This is a genomic window from Sinomonas susongensis (assembly GCF_005877005.1).
Classification (GTDB): Bacteria; Actinomycetota; Actinomycetes; order Actinomycetales; family Micrococcaceae; genus Sinomonas; species Sinomonas susongensis.
This window is the reverse complement of sequence record NZ_SSNH01000003.1, coordinates 95,083-116,771: the sequence shown is the minus strand read 5'-3', so window position 1 is coordinate 116,771 and position 21,689 is coordinate 95,083. Positions and strand designations below refer to the sequence as shown.

The 21,689-nt window shown below is 68.0% G+C and carries 22 protein-coding genes; 3 read left to right on the top strand and 19 right to left on the bottom strand.

Annotated features, from left to right (window positions below; all coding sequences use genetic code 11):
- Positions 1-519: 519 nt before the first annotated feature.
- The 5 genes from E6A21_RS05755 to E6A21_RS18395 all read right to left on the bottom strand — a co-directional run bounded on the left by E6A21_RS05755 (position 520) and on the right by E6A21_RS18395 (position 3,702).
- Positions 520-837: a hypothetical protein gene (locus E6A21_RS05755; protein ID WP_138443193.1), complete on the bottom strand. Its 318-nt coding sequence runs from the start codon at positions 835-837 to the stop codon at positions 520-522.
- Positions 812-2,230: a hypothetical protein gene (locus E6A21_RS05750; RefSeq protein WP_138443192.1), complete on the bottom strand. Its 1,419-nt coding sequence runs from the start codon at positions 2,228-2,230 to the stop codon at positions 812-814. The genes E6A21_RS05755 and E6A21_RS05750 overlap by 26 nt, the downstream gene beginning before the upstream one ends.
- An 11-nt stretch (positions 2,231-2,241) precedes the next feature.
- Positions 2,242-2,910, bottom strand: coding sequence for an ATP-binding cassette domain-containing protein (locus E6A21_RS05745; RefSeq protein ID WP_138443191.1), 669 nt, complete (start codon positions 2,908-2,910; stop codon positions 2,242-2,244).
- An 84-nt stretch (positions 2,911-2,994) separates the two neighbouring features.
- Positions 2,995-3,240, bottom strand: a complete 246-nt coding sequence (locus E6A21_RS05740; RefSeq protein ID WP_212745879.1) for a hypothetical protein — start codon at positions 3,238-3,240, stop codon at positions 2,995-2,997.
- A 156-nt stretch (positions 3,241-3,396) separates the two neighbouring features.
- Complete coding sequence (locus E6A21_RS18395; protein ID WP_138443190.1) at positions 3,397-3,702, bottom strand: LysR family transcriptional regulator; 306 nt, start codon at positions 3,700-3,702, stop codon at positions 3,397-3,399.
- 167 nt (positions 3,703-3,869) lie between these two features.
- Here E6A21_RS18395 and E6A21_RS05730 point away from each other — a divergent pair, with 167 nt between their 5' ends.
- Positions 3,870-5,564: a sensor histidine kinase gene (locus tag E6A21_RS05730; protein ID WP_138443189.1), complete on the top strand. Its 1,695-nt coding sequence runs from the start codon at positions 3,870-3,872 to the stop codon at positions 5,562-5,564.
- 63 nt (positions 5,565-5,627) lie between these two features.
- Positions 5,628-7,754, top strand: a complete 2,127-nt coding sequence (locus E6A21_RS05725) for an elongation factor G-like protein EF-G2 (RefSeq protein ID WP_138443188.1) — start codon at positions 5,628-5,630, stop codon at positions 7,752-7,754.
- Here the strand turns inward: E6A21_RS05725 and E6A21_RS05720 are convergent.
- Genes E6A21_RS05720 through E6A21_RS18385 form a run of 11 tightly spaced genes read right to left on the bottom strand, consistent with a single transcriptional unit; the run spans position 7,725 to position 17,860 of the window.
- Positions 7,725-9,161, bottom strand: a complete 1,437-nt coding sequence (locus E6A21_RS05720) for an FGGY-family carbohydrate kinase (protein WP_138443187.1) — start codon at positions 9,159-9,161, stop codon at positions 7,725-7,727. The two genes, E6A21_RS05725 and E6A21_RS05720, sit on opposite strands and share 30 nt — an antisense overlap.
- 4 nt (positions 9,162-9,165) lie before the next feature.
- Positions 9,166-10,626, bottom strand: a complete 1,461-nt coding sequence (locus E6A21_RS05715; protein WP_138443186.1) for an FAD-binding oxidoreductase — start codon at positions 10,624-10,626, stop codon at positions 9,166-9,168.
- A 28-nt stretch (positions 10,627-10,654) separates the two neighbouring features.
- Positions 10,655-11,431, bottom strand: a complete 777-nt coding sequence (locus E6A21_RS05710; RefSeq protein WP_138443185.1) for an SDR family oxidoreductase — start codon at positions 11,429-11,431, stop codon at positions 10,655-10,657.
- Between the two features lie 2 nt (positions 11,432-11,433).
- The gene (locus E6A21_RS05705; RefSeq protein WP_138443184.1) at positions 11,434-12,927 is read right to left on the bottom strand and encodes an NAD-dependent succinate-semialdehyde dehydrogenase; all 1,494 of its coding nucleotides are present in this window, start codon (positions 12,925-12,927) and stop codon (positions 11,434-11,436) included.
- On the bottom strand, positions 12,924-13,862 hold the full coding sequence (locus E6A21_RS05700) for an NAD(P)-dependent oxidoreductase (protein ID WP_138443183.1): 939 nt from the start codon (positions 13,860-13,862) through the stop codon (positions 12,924-12,926). The genes E6A21_RS05705 and E6A21_RS05700 overlap by 4 nt, the downstream gene beginning before the upstream one ends.
- A 27-nt stretch (positions 13,863-13,889) precedes the next feature.
- Positions 13,890-14,402, bottom strand: coding sequence for a formaldehyde-activating enzyme (fae, locus tag E6A21_RS05695; protein WP_138443182.1), 513 nt, complete (start codon positions 14,400-14,402; stop codon positions 13,890-13,892).
- Entirely contained in the window at positions 14,402-15,289 is an 888-nt protein-coding gene (locus E6A21_RS05690; protein WP_246036223.1) for a glycine betaine ABC transporter substrate-binding protein, read from the bottom strand. The genes fae and E6A21_RS05690 overlap by 1 nt, the downstream gene beginning before the upstream one ends.
- Positions 15,231-16,172, bottom strand: coding sequence for an ABC transporter permease (locus tag E6A21_RS05685; RefSeq protein WP_138443180.1), 942 nt, complete (start codon positions 16,170-16,172; stop codon positions 15,231-15,233). The genes E6A21_RS05690 and E6A21_RS05685 overlap by 59 nt, the downstream gene beginning before the upstream one ends.
- Positions 16,169-17,200 (bottom strand): ABC transporter ATP-binding protein, encoded by a 1,032-nt coding sequence (locus tag E6A21_RS05680; protein WP_246036222.1) that lies wholly within the window; start codon positions 17,198-17,200, stop codon positions 16,169-16,171. The genes E6A21_RS05685 and E6A21_RS05680 overlap by 4 nt, the downstream gene beginning before the upstream one ends.
- Complete coding sequence (locus tag E6A21_RS18390) at positions 17,193-17,555, bottom strand: ABC transporter permease (RefSeq protein WP_425471528.1); 363 nt, start codon at positions 17,553-17,555, stop codon at positions 17,193-17,195. The genes E6A21_RS05680 and E6A21_RS18390 overlap by 8 nt, the downstream gene beginning before the upstream one ends.
- A gap of 29 nt (positions 17,556-17,584) precedes the next feature.
- A complete protein-coding gene (locus E6A21_RS18385; RefSeq protein ID WP_425471521.1) occupies positions 17,585-17,860 on the bottom strand; it encodes a hypothetical protein in 276 nt (91 codons plus the stop codon).
- A gap of 143 nt (positions 17,861-18,003) precedes the next feature.
- On the opposite strand from E6A21_RS18385, the gene E6A21_RS05670 reads away from it, so the two are divergent.
- Positions 18,004-18,855, top strand: coding sequence for an IclR family transcriptional regulator (locus E6A21_RS05670; protein ID WP_138443179.1), 852 nt, complete (start codon positions 18,004-18,006; stop codon positions 18,853-18,855).
- 85 nt (positions 18,856-18,940) lie between these two features.
- Here E6A21_RS05670 and E6A21_RS05665 read toward each other — a convergent pair whose 3' ends face one another.
- Genes E6A21_RS05665 through E6A21_RS05655 form a run of 3 tightly spaced genes read right to left on the bottom strand, consistent with a single transcriptional unit; the run spans position 18,941 to position 21,619 of the window.
- Positions 18,941-20,038, bottom strand: a complete 1,098-nt coding sequence (locus tag E6A21_RS05665; RefSeq protein ID WP_138443178.1) for a Gfo/Idh/MocA family protein — start codon at positions 20,036-20,038, stop codon at positions 18,941-18,943.
- A complete protein-coding gene (locus E6A21_RS05660; protein ID WP_138443177.1) occupies positions 20,035-20,835 on the bottom strand; it encodes a ThuA domain-containing protein in 801 nt (266 codons plus the stop codon). Before E6A21_RS05660 ends, E6A21_RS05665 begins: the two co-directional genes overlap by 4 nt.
- A 31-nt stretch (positions 20,836-20,866) precedes the next feature.
- Positions 20,867-21,619, bottom strand: a complete 753-nt coding sequence (locus tag E6A21_RS05655; protein ID WP_246036241.1) for a carbohydrate ABC transporter permease — start codon at positions 21,617-21,619, stop codon at positions 20,867-20,869.
- Between the last annotated feature and the right edge of the window lie 70 nt (positions 21,620-21,689).

Below are 21,689 nucleotides of genomic sequence, written 5' to 3'. Positions count from 1 at the left end.
TGGTAATTTTTCGGGTTTTAAGCTGGGGTGGCCAGCGGCGGGGCCGCTTGGGCGCCCCCGCGTCCGTCCCCAAAACAGGGCGCAAGAAACGCAGCATGACCGAGGTACCACCAGCCCAATCCCAATTCCGGAAACAACACCCAGAGTCCCGCGCCAACGAGGACCGCACTCAACGGGCCGGCCACTGCGACGCCCAGCGCGGCCCTGGTCGTGAGCTGGCCCGCCGGGTTGAGGGACAGCCGAAAAGGGGTCGATGTCACCGACACCATGGAGACGTGTGTGCACAGACCCAGTCCGACGAAATGCCCGCATTCGTGCACCACATACGATCCAAGCAGCCCGAAGGCCGTGTGCAGCATGATCAGCGATGCGAGCGGAACGGTGCTCCACGAGTGGTAGGCAACGCCCAGCCAGACGGCAACCGCCAAGAACGCCGCAGGCGCTGTCAGGACCCAGATGTGCCGGAGGAAAAGAGCAACGCCGAAACGGAGGGTGCGGACCAGGATTCCGCGTCTCGGGTCATGGCCGCACGCCATCAGCCAGCCGCTGTCGGTAGGCGCTGAGCCAACCATAGAAATAGATCGAGGCCCAGGCCAGCCCCGAGAATCCGAGCCACAGGACGGCCAAGACCACCCAGTTCTGGATCCCGATCGAAACCCACGTCGAACCGTCAGGCCGGTCCTCGGCCGCAAAGTAGACGGCTCCGAATAGGCCCTCTGACCGGCTGTCGGATTCCCGGCTCGAAAAGATGACGACCAAGAGGGCGAGAGCCGCTAGGACGAGGGTGGCGAGGAAACCTAGGACCACCGCATTAACGGCGTGGAATAGACGCTTCATGGCGCTTTCTCCTCATGATGTTCTTCACACCCGCCACCGAGTAGACGACGGCGAGGATGTTGGCACAGACGCTCCCGATCCAGAGCCAGAGGGTCGCAATCTGAAGCAGCCCAACCATGGCTGCGAGGCAGACGATGACGGCCAGACAGAGTGCGTAGCCGAAGAAGACCACGGGCGGACTGTCGTTCTCGGCAACGATGACCACGGCGATCAGGGTGGTCAGAATGGCACCGCTGGAAATTGCAACGGCTGCGAGCAGTAGACCCTCGAACGCCTGTGGGCGGCAGAAGACAAGCAGCGCGACCGGAACCGCAAACACCACGGTGACGAGCAACTGCCCGGCGACCATGCGCCAGACTTCGACACTCGCACCGCGCGCGTAGCCCGGCATGCGCCGAAGCGAGTCTGTCACGGCGTAGACATAGATGCCTTGCGAGAGGAGGGCGACCGGGGCGAGGACGAAGGCAGTGCTCCCCCGCACCCACAGCAGCAGGGCAAAGAAGGAGGCCACGACGACGGCAATCCACCATTCGCTTCGACGGACTATGGCCACCGCTGTCGGCCAGAGCGGTGAAGCTCGGAATGGAACGAAAGCCTTCACGAATCTGCGGGAAAGGGGAATTGTTGCGGGCGACGTGAGGAGCGCGAGAAGGAGGAACAGAACCGACCAGGCGAGGAAAACGAGCACCACGCCGAGCAGGCCTAGCTTCTCGCCGAGAAACGGGAAGCCGTTCACCCCGTAGAAGCCCAGACCTCCCCCGAGATAGTCACGGCTCATCGCCCGAACAAGGGTTATGGAGGCGGAGTTGTACCAAAACGTCAATGCGACCATGGACGAGAGGGTGAGGCTGTACACCAGCCTTTTCAGTCCGAACGCCTCAGCGGCACGCACCATCAGGTTGTGCAGCACCGAGAGGACAAGATATGCGGCGACGGCCGTGAGAAGGATGGAAGCCGCCAACCCCGGAAGCGCTTCGAACCCGATTCTGGCAACAGACGCCAGGGCAAGCGGGAGAAAAAGTCCGACAACCCCTGCGACCACCATCCCCAGCTCGTACAGAGCCAGGGCCGCCGAACGTTCACGATGGCTCACGGGAAGTATCGCGGTGCATCGAATCAGGCCGTCTGACTTCGTGAAGAGGACTTTGACGAAGACGAACACCACGAGTGTCCAGAACACCACCGGAACGGTCGAGATGTGGAGAGCAAAGAGCAATTCCGGGCGGCCCGGGATCATGTCCCGCAGGACGACCGAACCAATAGCCGTCAGGACGGCCAATCCCAGCAAAATGCCGGCAGCGAGAAGCACTCGAGCAAGCCGACTTCGGAGAAATCCTGCGGACAGCGCGGTGCGCAAGAAGCATCGGAGGAAGAGCTTGGTGAGGATGACCACGTTGGCGCATCTCACGGGGGCTCCGCCTCACTGAGGGTCGAACGCACGACAAGCTTCAGTTGGCTCCCGTTCCCCACCACACTCGGAACCTCGAGATCGGCCACAAGCCGGCCGCCCCGGAGCACGAGGACTCGGTGGGCGATCTCCTCGAGAAGCCCGAGATCATGAGTGCAGACGAGCACGCTCTGGCCCCGCGCGGCCATATTCAGAAACTCCTCTTTGCAAGCGTCGAGCGCGTCCAGGTCGATGCCGTTGAGCGTCTCGTCAATAACCGTCAGTCGGCGGCGCAGGAGGAAAGCGCTGATGAGCAGCAGCTTCTTCTGCATGCCGTGCGAGTAGTCCTCGATCAGGTCCCCCGCGCGCCCTGCCATTCCAAACCGCACGAACTGCTCTCGAATGCGGATCTCGTCCGCGCATCCGGGTTCTCGGTACAGGCCTGCAAGCACCTGAAGATATTCGAGCCCCGTCAGGAACTCGGGGAGCACGTTGTCGCTCGGCAGGTAGATCATCTCGGTGCGGACACCCTCGGCGCGATGGTCCTGGCCGTTGACGAGAATCGAGCCGCCCTTGCCTTCGATCAGATTGAAGATGAGGTGAACGAGGGTCGTCTTCCCCGAACCGTTGGGGCCGACGAGCCCGACGACCTCGCCTGCCTCCACCATGAAAGTGACACCAGCCAACGCATAAGCGTCCGCCGAACGATATCGGAAAGCCAGCTCATAGGCGTTCAGGGGAGGACTGTCGAACGTGTTCACGAATCGGCGTCAGCGGCACTCGAAGGCGACATTGATCCCAAAGTCTTTGAACTGCCACGCACCGGTGAAGTTCTTCCGTTCGTGCGCCACACACCAGATGGCCAGGCCGGCGAGGATTCCAACGCCGATCGAGAGGATCACGGCGACAAAGACGAGGAACCACGCGTCATACCGAAGCAGGGCGGCGTCGAAGCGAACCTTCGAACGCTCGATCAGTTCCGGCACCGACAGGATGGGCATTACCAAAGAAGACATGACGCTTGGTCCTTTCCGCGGTTTCACCCGTTACAGCCAGCCTGCTCTGACACGAGTTGTGGTTTGTTGTATATACTCAACTTGCAGCTCCATCGTGTGTGCTGTCCCGAAGGGCGTCAAGCCGATCAACCTAGGTATGCGGGTTTGTCATTCAAGTCATCGACAGGGGCGCCCTGACCCGCCTCGGGAGGCTTCCGGGACGGGCATTGAGTTGGCGAGCTGGAGGAGCGCAACGGCCTTGGGCAAGAGCGCCTCGCCCTGAGGGTTGAGCCTCATGCCTCCTCGGCTTCGTCCGAACAGCCTGGTCCCCACGTAGCGCTCGAACTCTGCAACTTGGCGGCTGATCGCAGACTGGGTGAACCCGAGTTCGGCTGCGGCGCCTACCGTGCTTCCGCACCTCGCGACTGCCACGAACGCGCGAACTGCGCTCAAGGTCAACGCGCCAATGCCCCCAGCGCCCATGGGGGCAGGATATGCATGCGAGTTCACCACCGAGGTGCCCGCACTGAGTTGCCGATCATCTTGTGTCTGACGGAGGCGGGGCGGGGCCCCCTTCCGCGCCTGGGCGTCACATCCAGGTCTGGCGTCACATCTAGGTCCTTGACGCTCCCCGTCACACAATTGACTCTATGGACAAGTCTGGGGATCGGGAGGGGACCGCCGTGGAGAAGATTCTGGATGTCCTGGCGCTTGGCAGGGTCCGGTTCCACGAGCTGAGCATGCGCGGACGCGTCGTGCTGAGCCAGCTGCCGCTCAACGTCACCATGCTCTTCATCTGCCTCCTCGTTGCGCTGACCGACGCACGCGAGTTCGACGACCCCGGCTTTGTCACTGCGCAGGCCTGCGCGCTCGCCCTGTTGGCCATCGCAGCCGCGCTGCCGTGGGATCGGATCCCCTACGGCTGGTTCCTCGCGGTCCCGATACTCGACTTCGTTCCCATCGGCATCCTGCGGTACTCCACCGAATCGACGCTCTCCGGACTGGGAATCCTCGGCGTGTTCCCCATCATGTGGCTCGCGGGCTCCGGGTACAGGCCGCGGATCATGGTGCCGATCGGCGGCGTCGCCGCGCTCTTCATGGTGTGGGTGCCGCAATTCCTGACCGGCCGCGCCACTCCCCACGCCCTCGCCTCCGACCTCCTCGTCCCCTTCATGCTTCTGGCCATCGGGCTGGGATCGTCCGTCATGACGCTCAGTGCCATGGCCCAACAGGCCCGCGTCGAGGAGCTGCTCGAGCGCACCGAGAACCGGGAACGCCTCCTCAACACCGTCCTCGACACCGTCGACGTGGGCGTGCTCGTCCTCGACGACGACGGCAAGAGCGCCTATATGAACGCGAAGCAGCGTCAGCTCTATGTCGCGTCGCTGCCGAACGGCGTCCCGACCACGCGCGAGTCCGAGCTGCTCATCTACCGGGACGGAAGCGACCAGCCGGTTCCCCCGGAGCAGCGGCCCCTCGGGCGCGTCATCGCCGGCGAGACGATCGAGCACGAGGTCTACCAGCTGGGCCACGGCCCCGACGCCCGCACTGTCTCCATCTCGGGGCGGCAGTTCAGCGGTGCCTCCGGGAACAACGCCGGCACCGTGTTCGCCTCGACCGACGTGACCGAGGTCGTCGCAGCCGTCCATGCACGGGACAAGTTCCTCGGCGCGATGTCCCACGAGTTCCGCACCCCGCTCACGAACATCCTCGGCTACGCCGAACTGCTCCAGGACGACACCTCTCTCAGCCCTGCAGCAAAGTCGGACCTCCAGATCATGATGCGCAACGCGCGGCACCTCAACCACATGGTCGACGACATCCTCGCGGCCTCGCTCACCGGGGACGACGCGGCCAGCATCCGCCTGCCGCTGGACCTCACGGAGCTCGTCCGGCAGACAAGCGATTCATTCGGCCCCGAAGCCACGAACCGGGACATCACGCTCGACCTCGCCGCCGACACCGCCCTCCCGATCCTCGGCGACCGCACCGGCCTCGTCCGGATCCTGAACAACCTCGTCTCGAACGCGCTCAAATACTCGCCCGCGGGCACCACTGTCACCCTCACCGCAAGGGAGGAGGGGGAATGGGCCGTCTGCGAGGTCACCGACGAGGGCCTGGGCATCGCCCATGAGGACATGGGCCGCCTCTTCACCCGTTTCCAGAGGAGCGACGCCGCGCTCCGCTCGGGCATCCCCGGCACAGGCCTCGGGCTCGCCCTCGCAAAGGAAGTCGCCGAGCAGCACGGCGGCGAACTCGAGTGCACGAGCGAGGTCGGCGTGGGCAGCGTCTTCACCCTTCGGCTTCCCCTCAGGACAGCGAAACAGCGCATGACTTTGTCGTAGGTCCTCGCCGCCGGGCCTCTGGAGGCGCAGGATTAAGGCCCGGACCGGAACACGGAGGCGCGCATGTCGGCGAAAGGCACCAACGGCTCAGCAAAGGGGCCTGCCAGCCCGGAGGCAGCCCCCGGCCGCCCGGAACTCATCCGCAACGTCGTCCTCGTAGGCCATTCCGGGGCGGGCAAGACGATGCTCCTCGAGTCCGTGCTCGCCGCGACCGGAACCATTTCCAGGATGGGGTCGATCGCGGACGGCACGACCGTCGGGGATTCCGACCCGTCGGCCGTGCATCAGCAGCGGTCGGTCACACTGTCCGTGGCCCCCGTCGTCGTCGGCGATATCAAGGTGAACCTCCTCGACACCCCCGGCTACGCGGACTTCATGGGTGAGCTGCGGGCGGGCCTGCGCGCCGCCGACGGTGCGCTGTTCGTCGTCTCCGCAGTCGACGGCGTCGACGCCACGACGACGGCCCTCTGGGCGGAGTGCGAGCGGGTCGGGATGCCGCGCGCCGTCGTCATCAGCCGGCTCGACCATCCGCGCGCCGACTACGCCGGCGTCCTCTCCGAATGCCGCGCAGCGTTCGGTGATTCGGTGCTCCCCCTCTACCTGCCGCTCCGGGCCGGCGACGGGGGTACGGTCACGAAGCTGCTCGGGCTGCTCTCGGGCACCGTCTCGGACTACTCGGGGGGCGATCTGCAGCCGAACTTCCGGCCGGCCGAGCCGGACGAACTCGAGGACTGGGAGTCCGCGCGCGGCGAGCTCATCGAGGGGATCATCGCCGAGAGCGAGGACGAGACGCTCATGGACCGGTACCTCGGCGGCGAGGACATCGCCCTCGACACCCTCATCGGCGACCTCGAAACCGCCGTGGCACGCGGTTCGTTCTTCCCCGTCGTCCCGACCTCGTCCACCAACGGGCTCGGGACCGCGGAGCTCCTCGAGGTGCTCACGCGCGGCTTCCCGTCGCCCGCCGAGCACGCAGTTCCCGAAGTGACCGACCTCAACGGAAACCCCGTCCCCGACCTCGCGTGCGATCCGGCCGGCCCGCTCGTCGGCGAGGTCGTCCGGACCACAGTCGATCCGTTCCTGGGCCGCGTGTGCCTCGTGCGCCTCTTCTCGGGCACCCTGCGAGAGGACACGCCCGTGCACATCGCGGGCCACGGGCTCGAAGAGCGCGGCCATCCCGACCACGACAGCGACGAGCGCCTCGGCCACCTCTACTCCCCGTTCGGCTCGAGCCTCCGCCCGGTCCAGTCGGCGGTCGCGGGCGACCTCTGCGCCATCGCGAGGGTCTCGGCGGAGACCGGGGACACCGTCTCCTCGCGGGAGCGGCCCCTCCTCGTGGGCGCTTGGGACATGCCCGAGCCGCTCATGCCAGTCGCCGTCGAGGCGGCGTCGCACGGCGACGAAGACGCTCTCGCCAAGAACCTGGCACGGGTTGCGGCGGGCGATCCGACCCTGCGGGTCGAGCGGAATCCCGAGACTCATCAGCTCGTCCTGTGGTGCATGGGCGAGGCTCACGCCGAGGTAGTGCTGGACCGGCTGCGTGAGCAGGGCGTCAAGCTCCAGACGGTCGACGTCGTCACGCCCTTGCGCGAGACGTTCGCCGAGAGCGCGATCGGCCACGGGCGGTACGTCAAGCAGTCGGGCGGCCACGGCCAGTACGCGATCTGCGACATCGAGGTCGCCCCGCTCGAGCGGGGCGGCGGCTTCGAGTTCGTCGACCGGATCGTCGGCGGCGTGATTCCCGGCCCGTTCATCGCGTCGGTGGAAAAGGGTGTCCGCTCGCAGATGGAGAAGGGCGTGGCCAAGGGCTTTCCCGTCGTGGACATCCGCGTCACGCTCGTGGGCGGCAAGACGCACAGCGTCGACTCCTCGGACGCAGCGTTCCAGGCCGCAGGCGCCCTCGCGCTGAGGGAGGCAGCCGCGGCGGCGAAGATCCAGCTGCTCGAGCCGGTCTCCTCCGTGACGATCACCGTCCCGGACGAGTACGTAGGCGCCGTCATGAGCGACCTCTCCTCCCGCCGCGGGCGTCTGACCGGCACGACGTCGTCAGCCGAGGCGACGACCGAGATCACGGCCGAGGTGCCCGACGTCGAACTCCTCCGCTACGCCGTCGAGCTCCGGGCCCTCACCGCCGGGACGGGCACGTTCCGCCGCGAGTACCTACGCCACGACCCGGTCGCCGGCGGCTGAGCCCGGGAGGTGCTCGCATAGCGCGGCCACCCGTGAGCGTATGGCCCTGTGGACGGGGCGGAGCGCGGTGTAGGCATCCGTGTCGGCCGACGGCTGCACGGGGTCCGCTAGGGCGGACATGCTTCGCGCCGCCTCCTCCCAGGTCGGGTGGAGGCCCGCCCCAACCGCAGCGCAGATCGCCGCACCGACCCCGGCGGCGTCGTCAACGTCTGCCCGCCGGACGGGTAGGCCGAAGACGTCCGCGAGGATCTGGACGAGCAGGGCCGAACGGGCTCCCCCACCGGAAACGATGAGCGTTTCGAAGGGGTGCCCGAGCCGCGCGGCCATGGCGTCCGCGTGGTCGGCCATGGTGAGGGCGATCGCCTCGAGGATGGACCGGTGGATGTGCGGTCGGCTCTGGGTCCCGGAGAAGCCCACGATGGCTCCGCGGCGGTGGGGCTCTCCGGCCGGGGCCAGCCAGTCGAGCACGGTCATGAGGCCGTCGCTGCCCGCGGGAACCTCTGCGGCCTCCCGGTCGAGGGACGCTTCGAGGCTGTACATGCCCTCGTCCCGCCGCGAGTCGCCCTCGAGCAGGGAGCGGAACCAGCTCACCGTCCACATGCCTCGCCGGATGCCGTCGCTCTCGGCAAGGTGCTGCCCCGGGCGGGAGCCGAAGTTGATCCAGTGGTCGGCGGAGCCGGGGTCGCCGGCCTCGCCGATGGTCATCGAGGAGACATAGGTGCCGAGCGAGAGGAGCAGCTCCCGCGGTGATGAGAGGCCGGCACCGAGGGCCTCGACGGCCTTGTCGTTCGACGTCGCGAAGACCGGGACTCCCGCCGGCAGGAACGTCGCGGCCGCCGCTTCCGGGGTGATGGCCCCGAGCAGAGCCCCTGGCGCGACGAGCTCGAAGAGCATCGACCGCGGCATGCCCGTGTCCTCGTAGGCCTTCGGATCCTCCGACCACTGCCACGTCCGCTGGTCGATCGGCCAGACGCCTTGGTAGTTGCCTGCGGCGTCCCGGAACCTCCCCGTGAGCCGATGGCTGACGTACCCCGAGGAGGTCGTGATCCAGGCGACGCCCTCGTCGTCGTGCTTGTAGGGGCGGCCCACGCGTTCGTCCATCCAGCTCATCATCGGCTCGGCGAGCCGGCCGTCGGCGTCGAGCAGCGCCCGGCAGAACCGGATGGTGCACAGCCCGACGCCGACGATGCTGCCGGGATCGCCCTTGAAGCGGCCCAGAGCCAGCCGGCACGCTGCCGCGATGGAGTCCCACACGTCGTCGCCCGGGTGAACGCAGCGGCCATCAGCCCGAGTCTCGTACGGGAGCAGGCCGACCCTCGCCGAGGCGTGGACCGCCCCATGCTCATCGACGACGAGCACCTTCGTGCTCTGGGAGCCGTTGTCGATCGCGACGACGAACGAGGACACGCGTTCAGCCCTCCAGGGGGAAGATGGTTCCGGGATTCATGATCCCGTTCGGGTCGAGCGCGGCCTTGAGACGCTCGAGCAGGGGGTAGGCCGAGCCGTGCTCCACCGCGGTCCACGGGGTGCGGTACTTGCCGATGCCGTGGTGGTGCACCATCGATCCGCCCAGACGGAGGGCCTCCTCCACGATGATCGCGTTGATCGGCTCGTGGTATTCCGTGATCTCCTCGCGCGGCTCGCAGCGGATCCAGTAGTCGTACACGAAGTAGAGGTTCGTGCCCGTCTGGTAGCTGTGGGACGAGTGGGCGCCGAGCATCGTGAGATCGTCCGCGCGGGGGAACTCCGTCCGCACGCGGTGCATGACCGCCCGGTAGAGCTCGTCCACCCGCGACCAGTCGACCGAGACCTCCGTGGTGTACCCGAGGTGGCCCTTGGTCACCATGTCGCGCCGCTCGGCGTCGATCGAGGACTGGTCCCAGTTGAGGTGCGCGAACCACTCCTCGATCAGCCGCTCCTCCACGCGCTCGTGGGGGCGGGAGGCGAAGGTCTCCTCGATCGCCGCGGCGGTGGCGTCGGCCAGGGGCTTCGGTCCTTCCGCGACGAGCACGACGACGTTCTTGTCCTTCGCGAAATGGGAGAAGTGCTGCTTCGCGTCCTCGGGCGAGTAGACCCGGCAGACGGAGGGGCGGTACCCGGAGGTGACGAGCTCGCGGAGGGCCTCGACGCCGTCGCCGAACTCGTCCAGGAGGAAGCCGAAGAAGCGGTTGTTCTCCGGCTGGTACGGGAAGACCTTGACGGTCACCTCCGTGATGTAGCAGAGGGCACCCTCGTTGCCGATCACGATGTGGCGGATGTCAGGACCGGCCGCGCGCCGGGGGACGTTCTTGATCCGGCACACGGTTCCGTCCGGGAGGACGGCCTCGAGTCCGACGACCATGTCCTCGATCCCCCCGTAGAGGGTGGAGAACTGGCCGATCGACCGGGTGGTCGTGAGGCCCCCGTACTGGGCGAGGGGCTTCGACTGGGGCGAGTGGCCGGTGGTCAGTCCCTGCGCGCGGAGGGTGTCCTCGAGGATCTGGAGGGGGACGCCGCACTGGACCGTGGCCATCATGTCGACAGGATTGATCGCGAGGATCGCGTCCATGCGCGATCCGTCGAGGACGATCGAGTCGGCGACCACAGTCTCGAGGCCGCCTTCCGTGGCCGTGCGTCCCGTGCGCGGCACGACGGCGACCAGGTTGTCGTCCGCGAACCGGAGGACGGCGGCGACGTCGTCCGTGGTCCTCGGGTAGGCGATGACCGCGGGGAACGGGCCGTCGTAGATGCCGTGGGCAGAGGTGTACTTCTTGAAGCGGTCGACGCTCGCGTCGCGGAGGGCGGCGTCGTCGGTCTCGACTTGGTCTTGGCCGAGCAGGCCCGCGACCGACTCGGCGATCTTCTCTCGGCTCAGGGGGGAACGGGATTCCATGGTTCTCCTAGGGTCGGTGGTCGGTGGGTCAGCGGACGAGGTAGCCGCCGTCGACGGTCAGGGTGTGCCCGTTGACGTAGTCGGCGGCCGGGCTGCAGAGGAAGACGAGGGCGCCCATGAGCTCCGCCGGGTGGCCCCAGCGGCCCGCGGGGATGTGCTCCACGATGCGCCGATTGGCGTCGGGATCCGAGCGGGTCTTCTCGGTGATGGCGGTAGCGAAGTAGCCGGGAGCCAGAGCGTTGACCTGGATGCCGTGGCCGCCGAGTTCGTCCGCGTAGGACTTGGTGAGGCCGACGATCCCGGCCTTCGTCGCCGCGTACGCCGGGGACCATTGGCCGCCGAGGAAGGAGAAGAGCGAGGCGATGTTCACGATCTTCCCCGAGCCTTGCGGGACCATCACCTCTGCTGCGGCGTGGGCGAAATCGAAGGCCGCCGTGAGGTTGACCTGGATCATGGGATCCCACTTGCTGCGGTCGAAGGACAGCACGTCGTCGAGCAGGCAGATGCCCGCGGAGTTGACGAGGATGTCGAGACCGCCCAGCCGCTCGACGCACTGGGCTACCGTCCGCCCGGGAACCCCGGTTTCCGTGATGTCCGCCTGCTCGAACTCGTAGCGGCGGCCGTGCTCGGCGACCATCTTCGCCGTCGTCCCGTCGTCGTCCGCGAGGCTCGGGGCGAAGACATCAGCGCCTGCCGCCGCGAGCGCGACGGTGAAGGCCCGGCCCAGGCCGGTGTTCCCGCCGGTGACGAGGGCGCGCTTGCCCTCGAGCGAGAAGAGCCGCGGCCCGAAGTCTGCGATCTCCATGCTCAGCCCTTCCTTGAGGCGAAGGGATCGGAGATCCCCACATAGCAGGTTTCCAGATACTCATCGATCCCTTCGAGGCCGCCCTCGCGGCCGAGGCCCGACTGCTTGACGCCGCCGAACGGGGCGGCCGGATTGGACACGACGCCGGCGTTGATGCCGAGCATCCCGGTCTCCAGCTCCTCTGCGAGCCTCATGGTGCGGTCGAGGCTGCGCGTGTACGCGAAGCACACGAGGCCGAAGGGGGTCGAATTGGCCAGCTCCACGGCCTCCTCTTCGGTGGCGAAGGTCGTGATCGGTGCAACCGGACCGAAGATCTCCTCATCGAGGATACGGGCGCCCCGTGGGACATCGGTCAGCACGGTGGGCTCGTAGAAGTAACCGGCCCCCTCGAGCCGGCGCCCGCCGAGGGCCAGGTTCGCGCCGTCGTCGACCGCTTCGGAGACGAGCGCGTCGACCTTGTCCCTCGTCGCGGCGTCGACGAGCGGCCCGATCGTGGACGAGGGCTCCGTCCCCCGCGCCGGGGTGAAGGACCGCATCCGCTCCACGAAGGCCGCGGTGAACTCCTCGGCGACGGATTCGTGCACGAGGAAGCGGTTGGCCGCCACGCAGGCCTCCCCGCCGTTGCGCATCTTCGCGAGCACGCCGCCGGCCACGGCGGAGGGGATGTCGGCGTCCTCGAAGACGAGGAACGGCGCGTTGCCGCCGAGCTCCATCGAGACCCGGAGGACCTGGTCTGCGGAGTCGGCGATGAGACGCCGGCCCACCTCGGTGGAACCCGTGAAGGACAGCTTCCTGAGCCGGCTGTCCTTGATCAGGGGGCCAGTCACGGCGCCGGCACTCGTCGTCGGAATCACGTTGAGCACGCCAGGCGGGAGGCCGGCCTCCTCGAAGACGGAAGTCAGCAGGAGCGCCGTGAGGGGCGTCAGCGCGGCCGGCTTGAGGACCATCGTGCAGCCGGCGGCGATCGCCGGGGCGATCTTCCGCGTGGCCATCGCGAGCGGGAAGTTCCACGGCGTGATGAACAGGCAGGGGCCGACGGGGCGCTTCACCACGAGCAGCCGGTTCACGCCGTCGGGCGAGGTGGAGTACCGGCCGCCGATCCGCGGCGCCTCCTCGGAGAACCAACGGAGGAACTCGGCACCGTAGGCGACCTCGCCCCGGGATTCGGCCAGGGGCTTGCCCATCTCGAGCGTCATCGCCAGCGCGAACTCGTCCGCCCGCGCGGTGACGAGCTCGAAGGCCCGCCGCAGGATCTCGCCCCGTTCGCGCGGTGCGGTCTTCTCCCAGGACCGCTGGGCCCGGTGGGCTGCCTCGAGCGCCGCTTCGCCGTCGTCGGGCGTCGCGTCGGCGACCCGTGCGAGCACCTGCTCGGTGGCCGGGTCGAGCACCTCGAATTCGGCGCCCGACGACGAGGGCCGCCATGCTCCGTCGATGTAGAGACCCGTGGGCAGCTTCGCAAGGAAGGCCTGCTCCTGGTCCGTGATCACCTCGGTCATCGGGTGCTCGCCTCCTTGGCTGGGCTGAGGCGGAGGGGTCCGCCCGTGAGTTCCTCGTAGAGCCGGAAGGGGGTCATCTCGCCTGCACGGTCGCCGTGCACGGCCCGGCTGCGCCGGAACACCTGCTCGACGAGGGCGGAGAGCTCGACGGAGACGCCGACCGAGCGGGCGAGGTCGATCGAGAGGCCGAGATCCTTGCAGGCGAGGGCGAGCGCGAAGCCCTCGTCGTAGTCGCCGTGCTCGAGGATCGAGAGGACGTCCTTCTCCACGAAGTTGCTGTTCGCCGGGCTCGCCACGAGGGCGTCCCGGAGCACGCCCAGGTCGACGCCGGCCTTGACCCCGACCGCGAGGACCTCGGCCGTGGCCACGAGGTGGGAGAACCACAGCTGGTTGATCATGAGCTTGACCGCGTAGCCGGCCCCGTGGCCGCCCACGTGGAGGATCCGCTCGGGGTCGCCCATCGCCTCGAACACCGGGCGCAGGCGCTCCACGTCCTCGGCCTCTCCCCCCACGAAGATCTGCAGGGAGCCGCTCGCGGCGCCGACGGACATGCCGCTGACCGGCGCGTCGAGGACGTGGAGTCCGCGCGAGGCGTTCGCCCTGCGGACCGCGTCGGCGACCTCGGGGACGGAGGTGGACATGTCCACCCACGTGCCGCCGTCGGCGATCCCTGCGAGGATGCCCGCGGGGCCGTTGACGGCGTCGGAGACGTGGCGGGGCGTGGGGAGCATCGTGATGACGAGATCGCTCGAGGCGGCAACCTCGGCAGCCGATTCAGCCCACCGGGCTCCCCCTGCGACGAGCTCGGCCGCGGACTCCGGCCGGAGGTCGTTCACCACGAGCGGGAAGCCGCTGCGCTGGAGGTTGCGGGTCATCCCGCCGCCCATGCTGCCGAGGCCGATGAAGCCTACGGTCGGACGGGTTGGTGTCGTCATAGTTCCTCTTCCTGGGAGAAGTCGTCGTCAGTTCGGCGCGGTGTAGAAGGGGTTGGCCGGGCGGTGCCGGGCTGCCAGGACTGCTTCGAGCCCTGGCTCCCCCGCGACGCCGTTGCGGAGGGCGTTGGTGGTGGCGGCCCTGTTGTTGCGGTAGACCGCATCCGCGTCGTTCGCCTCGGGGTTCACCCAGACGGCGGCGATCACGACGTCGAGGTCCGCTGCCGCCTCGGGGATGATCCCTTCGGCGACGGCGTCCGCTACGCCGGCGGCGACGCCGGCCTGTGCGGGGCCCCAGATGAGCACACCGTGTTCGTCGTTGGCGGGCGCCGCCTTCGTCACGAAGAGGGTCATCGGCTTGACCGGGAGCGACGGCGCGAGCACCGCGACGAACGGGACGTGGCCTGGGCTGGGCGAGGCCAGCGCCGAGGCCCATGCGGCCCCGGCCGGACCGGTGCGGGGCCCGGCCACGGTGTTGATGTGGGCCGCGTTGACGCCCTCGCCAACGAAGCTCTCCCCGATGCGGAGCTCGATCGCTGCCATCAGATGAGGCCCTTGCTCTTGAGGAAGTCCTGGGCGACCGCGGAGGGCTCGTCACCGTCCACGTCGACCTTCGCGTTGAGCTCCTGCATCTGCTCGGTCGTCAGAAGCGGGGCCACCTTGGCCAGGACGTCGGCGATCGCCGGGTACTTCTTGAGGATCGAATCCTGCAGGGAGAAGGCGCCCTGGTACACGGGGAAGAAGCTCTTGTCGTCCTTCATGACCGTGAGGTCGAGGGACTTGATCCGGCCGTCCGTGGCGAACACTTCCCCGAAGTTGCAGTCCTGCCCCTTCTGGGTCGCGGTGTAGATGAGGCCCGTGTCGAGCATCTTGACGTTCGAGTCCGGCACGTTGAGCCCGTAGGCCTTCTTGAGGCCGGGCCAGCCGTCGTCCCGGGTCGAGAACTCGCTCTCGACGCAGAAGGTCTGGTCCTTCACCGGAAGCTTCGCGACGTCGCTCAGGCTCTTGACGCCGAGGCTCTTCGCCGCGTCGGAGCGGACCGCGAAAGCGTAGGTGTTGTTCATGGGGGCCGGATCGAGCCAGTCGATGCCCTTGGCGGCGTCGGCCTTCTTGACGGCGTCGAACTGCTGCTGCGGGTCGGTGATCGGCTTGGTGTTGTGCTGGTAGGTGATCCAGGCCGTGCCCGTGTACTCCCAGTAGCCGACGAACTGCTTGTTCTCGAGCGCCTGCCGGACGTTCTGCGAGCCGACAAGCTTCGTGTTCGCCTTGACGTCGGCGCCGTGAGCGTTGAGCAGGTCGGCCGTGATGTAGGCGAGGATGTACTGCTCCGAGAAGTCCTTCGACCCGATGTCTCCGGTCAGGCCCTTCAGCTCATCTCCCTTGCCGCCGGAGACGGCGGCTCCGTTGGCGCCGCATCCGCTCAGCAGCATGGCGGCGGCGATTGCTCCTGCCGCGACAGAAACAAGCGTCTTCCTGGACATAGTTCTCCTTATGGTTGTGTGCGCTGGGCTGCTCGCAGCCCGGCGGGCTGGTCAGAGTCCGCCGGGGGCGGACGAGGTCTTCGACGACTCCGGCGAGCCAGTCGATGAGGATTGCGATGGCGGCCACGAGCACGGCGCCGACGAGGAGCACGGGGAAACGCTGGAGCTTGAGGCCGTTGACGATCATGTCGCCGAGGCCGCCCGCGTTGATGAACGTCGCCACCGTCGCGACGCCGACGCAGAAGACCAGCGAGGTGCGGAGCCCCGCGAGGATGGTCGGCGAGGCGAGGGGCAGCTCGATCTGGCGCAGCACCTGGTTGGGCGACATGCCCATGCCGCGGGCTGCCTCCTTGGCCTCGGGGCTCACCTGCTCGAGCCCGACCATGGTGTTCCGCAGTACCGGGAGGAACGAATACGCCACGAGGGAGACGAGCGCGGTGAGGAAGCCCGTCTGCCACACGAGGGCCAGGAGGATCACGACGCCGACGGCGGGAGTCGCCTGCCCGATGTTGCCGAGCGCCAGGACTACCGCTCGGAACACCCGCGACCCCGAGCGGTGGACGAGGACGGCGCAGGGTATGGCCAGGAGCGCCACCAACGCCGACGCGACCACCGTGAGCACGAGGTGTTCCCGGATCCGCGCGGTGATGTAGCCGGGATTGAGCGTGCGCTGCTCGATCGAATCGAGCGGGAGCGTCGAGACCCAGAAGAACACGAGGGCGAGGCCCACGGCGACGATCACAGGTGCTGCCGCCCGGCGGAGGCGGCTGCGGGCTGCGGCCGATGTCCGGGGTGTGCTTCGCGCCGTGCTCAGGTCCGTTGCCGTGCTCACCGCAGGCCCTCCAGCTCCGCGGCCCCGACTCCGAGCGCTCCTGAGATGCCGGAGTGGTCGAGGGAACCGAGTGCCTGGCCCTCGTCGTCGACCACTGTCACCCTGGGACTCCCGGTGACCACCATGAGGTCGAGCGCGTCCCGCAGCGTTGCGGTGGCCAGGACCTTCGGGGCGCTCTCCGCCGATCCCGGAAGCAGCGGCGCTTCGAGGACGGGGATGAGGCCGAGCCGCTTGAGGGCGGCACCGTGCCCGATGAATGAGGCGACGTATTCGTTGGCGGGCGCGGCCAGGATGTTGGCCGGGGTGTCGAACTGTTCGATCCGGCTCCGGCGGCTCAGGACCGCGATCCGGTCGCCCAGACGGACGGCCTCGTCGAAGTCGTGCGTCACGAAGATGATCGTCTTGCCGATGTCCGCCTGGAGGCGCAGGAACTCGGCCTGCAGCCGTTCGCGGGTGATCGGGTCTGTGGCCCCGAACGGCTCGTCCATGAGCATCACGGGCGGATCGGCGGCGAGCGCACGCGCCACTCCGGCGCGCTGCTGCTGGCCTCCCGAGAGCTGGCGGGGATAGCGCTGGGCGAAGGTCCCGGGATCGAGCTGCACCGTTTCGAGGAGTTCCTCGACCCGGCTGGCGATCCGGTCCTTGGACCAGCCGAGCATGCGGGGGACTGTGGCGATGTTCTCGGCGATCGTGCGGTGCGGGAACAGGCCGATCTGCTGGATCACGTAGCCCACGTGCCGGCGCAGCTGGTTGGGGTCGAGCGAGAGCACGTCCTTGCCGTCGATCCGGATGCTGCCCGAGCTGGGCTCGATCAGCCGGTTGATCATCTTCATGGTCGTGGTCTTCCCACAGCCGCTCGGTCCGACGAACATGACGAGCTCACCCGGCTCGATCCGCATCGAGAAGTCCTCGACAGCGGGCTCTGCCTGCCCCGGGTAGTGCTTGGTGACGCCTTCGAGCTCGATGCTCACTCCCTCCGACTGCTCAGAGATGGCGGTCAGGATTCCAGTGTTGGTGGTCTCAGCCACGGAGCCCCCTCGAGGTCGTGTATCGGGCAATGAGGATGAAGACGCCGTCGACGGCGAGCGCCAGGAGGACTGTGCCCAGCGTTCCGGTGACGGCGTAGTTGATGGCGTTCTTGGACCCGACGGACGAGAGTCCCTTGAAGATGTATCCGCCGAGTCCCGGCCCTGCGACGTAGGCAGCGATGGCGGCGATGCCGATCGTGAGCTGCGCCGAGACGCGGATGCCGGTGACGATGACGGGCCAGGCGAGCGGCAGCTGCGTCGTGATCATGATGCGCCCGCGTCCCATTCCCATGCCGAGGGCGGACTCGACGATGTGCGGCGGGACCTCCCGCAGCCCGACGACCGTGTTGCGGATGATCGGCAGCAGTGCGTAGAAGACCAGCGCTACGACCGAGGGCCCCAGCCCAGGCCCAGCAGGGGCGAGAGCAGTGCCAGCAGCGCCAGCGAGGGAACGGTGATCGCGATCCCGGCCGTGGTGAGGGCCGCGGTCCGGGGCAGGGGGCGGTTCCACACGGCCACTCCGACGAGGACTCCGAGGGCTGTCGCGATCAGGAGCGAGATCACGAGGACCGCGAGGTGCTGTCCGGTGAGGCTCAGGATGTCTGGCCATCGTTCTTGGACGAAGTCGGCGAACGTGCCGAGGCTGAAGCTTGGGTTCATCCAGGGTCCCCTCTCTTCGTTGAGGAAGCGTCCCCTTCTTCGTGGGACTGCTAGTGGGCTCTGTCACACCATTAGACCCTGTTCGATGCCATAAGCCCAACGCATGTTGCCAATATGGCAATCCATGACGGTATAGTGGTTCCATGACCGCCGCTCAGCCGCGCAGGAATTCCTCGGGACTTGCCCGGGACATCGAGATCCTCGAGCTCCTCGGCGAGCCAGAGGCGGTTCGGGGCGGAGGGCTCGGCGTCATCCGCATCTCGCAGCTCACGGGGCGCGACAAGGCGATCGTTTCCCGCACGCTGGCGACCCTCGCGGACGCGGGCCTCGTAGAACGGGACCCCGAGTCCCTGACCTACCGCCTCGGCTCGAGGCTCTTCGCCCTCGCCGGACGGACGACCGAGAGCCGCCTTGTGGCCGAGGCGCGTTCGTATCTTCGACGGGTCGCCCAGTCCACCCGCGAGACGGCCCACCTCTGCGTCCTCCGAGGCGGGAACGTGCTCACGATCCTGAGCGAGCTCAGTCCGCACGAGTTCCATACGACCGGGTGGGAAGGCGTCACGACAGCCGCGTGGCGGACGCCATCAGGCCGGGTCCTCCTGAGCGACTGGGACCGGGAGTCACTGGCCACCTGGTACGCCGAGCGCGGGCACGACCTGCCCGTCGTCGGGCCGATCAACCCGACCATGGCCGGGAGCGGCTTCGCAGTCCTGTCCTCGCCCCCCGAGGACAAGGCCGTCGTCACGGACTTCGAGAGCCTGGTGGCCGAGATCGGGAGGATCAGGGAACGCGGGTACGCGCTCCTGGACGAGGAGCTCGAGCGGGGTGTCGTGGGGGCATCGGCCCCGGTGCGGGACTCCAACGGCCGCATCATCGCCGCCGTCAACGTGAGTGCGCCGAAAGGGCGCGTCGGAGATCTGGACAGGTTGGGCCGCTTCGTCGCGGCGGCGGCAGGGGAGCTCTCGCAGCGGCTCGGGCACTCGCCCCTCAGGTAGCCGTCACGCCAAAAAAACGTCCCGGCCCGCTCGACCCGTGCCGGAGACGGCGGGCCGAGCGGGCCGGGACGGTCCCAGTGGTGCGTCAGCGCGTCAAGGCAGTTCGCACCGACGGCCAGGACTTGAGCACGCGCAGCACGTCCTCGTTGGACTCCTTGGCGAGCGCGGCCTCATAGGAGGCGTTGAGCACGTCGTCGAGCGCGACCCGGCGGCCGAGCGACGCGCTCTGGATTGCCGCCTCGACCATTGCGAGGCTCATGACGTTCGCGTGCACCTCGCCCATTGGCGTCGCACCCGTCCGCAGGGCCGAGGCGAATTCGCGGAGCGAACCCGCAATGGCCTCGCCGGGGTCGGTCTCAGGGCGTACGACGTCGCCCGCCTCCTGGGCGTCGACGTCCAGGGTCGGCTCGTGGTCGCCGTCCCACAGAACGGATCCGTGCTCGCCCGAGATGCGCCAGGCACCGTTCCAGGACGTCTCGGCGCCCGGGCTGCACCAGCTGCCGTTGAACACGAAGCGCGCGCCGCCCGCCATCTCGAACGTTGCGGTCGACGCCGCGTTGCCCGCGTACCAGCTCCACGCCGGGTTGTACTCCTCGCACAGGACCGAGACCGGGTCGGCGTCGAGGAGGAAGCGGGCCATGTCGAACTGGTGGATCGCCATGTCGAGCAGGAGGGGGCTCGCCATGGCGTCGCGGAAGCCCCCGAAGTGGGGCGCCTTGAAGAAGTCCACCGAGACGATCCCCACTCGGCCGAGGGCCTCGGCCTGCGCCTTGGCCGCGAACAGGTGCCGGTTGTAGCGGCGCGACTGGCTCACCATGAACAGCTTCCCCGTGAGCTCCGCACATGCCGCGAGCGAGAGCCCCTCCACGACGGTGGATGCGACCGGCTTCTCCCCCAGCACCGGGAACCCGGCGAGGAGCGCCGCCGTCGTCACCGGGTGGTGGGCGGCCGGGATGGTGACGTTGATGATCGCCTCGGCGCCGGTGCTCCGCGCGAGGTCGACGGCGTCGGGTCCCACCGGGAGCGCCGGCCGCCCGAGTTCCGCCGCGGCTGCCTCCGCCGCGGCGACGTCGAGGTCGGCAATCCCGGTGAGCTCGACGTCGTCGTCCGCTTCGACGGTGCGCAGCCAGGCCTTGCCCATCGAGCCGGCGCCGACGACGACGACACGGAGCGCCGCCGTCATGCCTCCGCCCCGGAGTTGGCGGCGGCGATCTCGGGCGCGGCCTGCGTGTAGTCGACGCCCTTGAAGAACTCGCCGCTCTCGTAGCGCAGCAGGGTCGGGAGTGCGCGCTCCGGCCGGTCCGAGCGCGCCCACTCGACGCCGTTCGCGAGGACGCGCCGGACGTCGGGGTGGTGGTAGACGGGATAGTCCTGGTCGCCGGGGCTGAAAAAGAAGATCTTGCCGTGGCCGCGGCGGAACGTGCAGCCCGAGCGGAAGACCTCTCCCCCGCTGAACGAGCTCACGAAGACGAGCTCGTCCGGCGTCGGGATGTCGAAGAATTCGCCGTACATCTCCTGTGCAGGGATGTCGATGGGGTGCGGGACGCCCTGGGCGATCGGGTGGGTCGGGTTGACGGTCCACACGAGTTCGCGGTCGTCGGCGCCGCGCCAGCGGAGCGTGCATGTGGTGCCCATGAGCTTCTGGAAGATCTTCGACCAGTGGCCCGAGTGCAGCACGAGCAGGCCCATGCCCGAGAGGACGTGCCGGTGCACGCGCTCCACGACCTCGTCGCTCACCTCTCCGTGGGCCATGTGTCCCCACCAGGTCAGGACGTCGGTCTGGGCCAGCACTTCCTCGGTGAGGCCGTGCTCGGGCTCGTCGAGGGTTGCCGTCCGGACGACTGCCCGCTCCCCGAGATGCTCGCGGATGGCGTCCGCGATCGTGTTGTGCATGCCGTCGGGGTAGATGGCGGCCACGTGCTCCTCCTGGAGCTCGTGCCGGTATTCGCCCCAGACGGTGACGCGGATGGGCTGGGTCATGCGTTTGTCTCCTCTTTTTTGAGAACGGCGGTTACTTCACCGACCCGGCCGAGGTGCCGGCGGCGACGAATTTCTGGGCTACGAGCAGGAGGACGACGGCGGGCAGCGAGGCGAGCACCGCCGTCGCCATGACCGTGCTCCAGTCGGTGACGTACGAGCCGATGTACTGGTACAGGCCCAGGGTGACGGGCCGTACGGCGTCGGTCGTGGTGAGGGTGAGGGCGAACAGGAAGTCGCTCCATGCGAAGAGGAACGTGAACAGGCCCGCCGTGATGAGGGCGTTCCGGCTCACGGGGAGCACGATCGACCAGAACACCCGCAGGTGCCCCGCGCCGTCGACGCGTGCGGCCTCGATGATCGAGGACTGCATGGAGCCCATGAACGCCCGGATGATGAGGATCGCGAACGGAATTCCGGCCGAGGAATCGGCGAGGATGAGCCCGGGGATCGAATTGAGCAGGCCCAGATCGTTGTACGCGGTGTAGAGCGCATTCGCGACGACAATTCCCGGGATCATCTGGCTGATGAGGATTCCGAAGAGCACGATATTCGTTCCGCGGACCTTGAAGTAGCTCAGGGCGTAAGCGGCGGGGGCCGCGATGGCGAGGCTGAACACGACGCTCCCGAGGGAGACGGCGAGGCTCGTCACGAGGTTCCGGCCCTGCTGGGCCAAGGCGGTCCCGTAGCCGGAGAGGTTCGGGTGGATCGGGAACCAGGCGGCATCGACGGTCGCCCCGTTGGGCTGGAGCGACGCGTTCACCATCCAGTAGACGGGGAACAGCATGATGACGAGGAACAGGATCCCGAGGGCGGTGTAGGGCGTGCCGGAGCGTTTGACGGCGCGGACTGCTCCC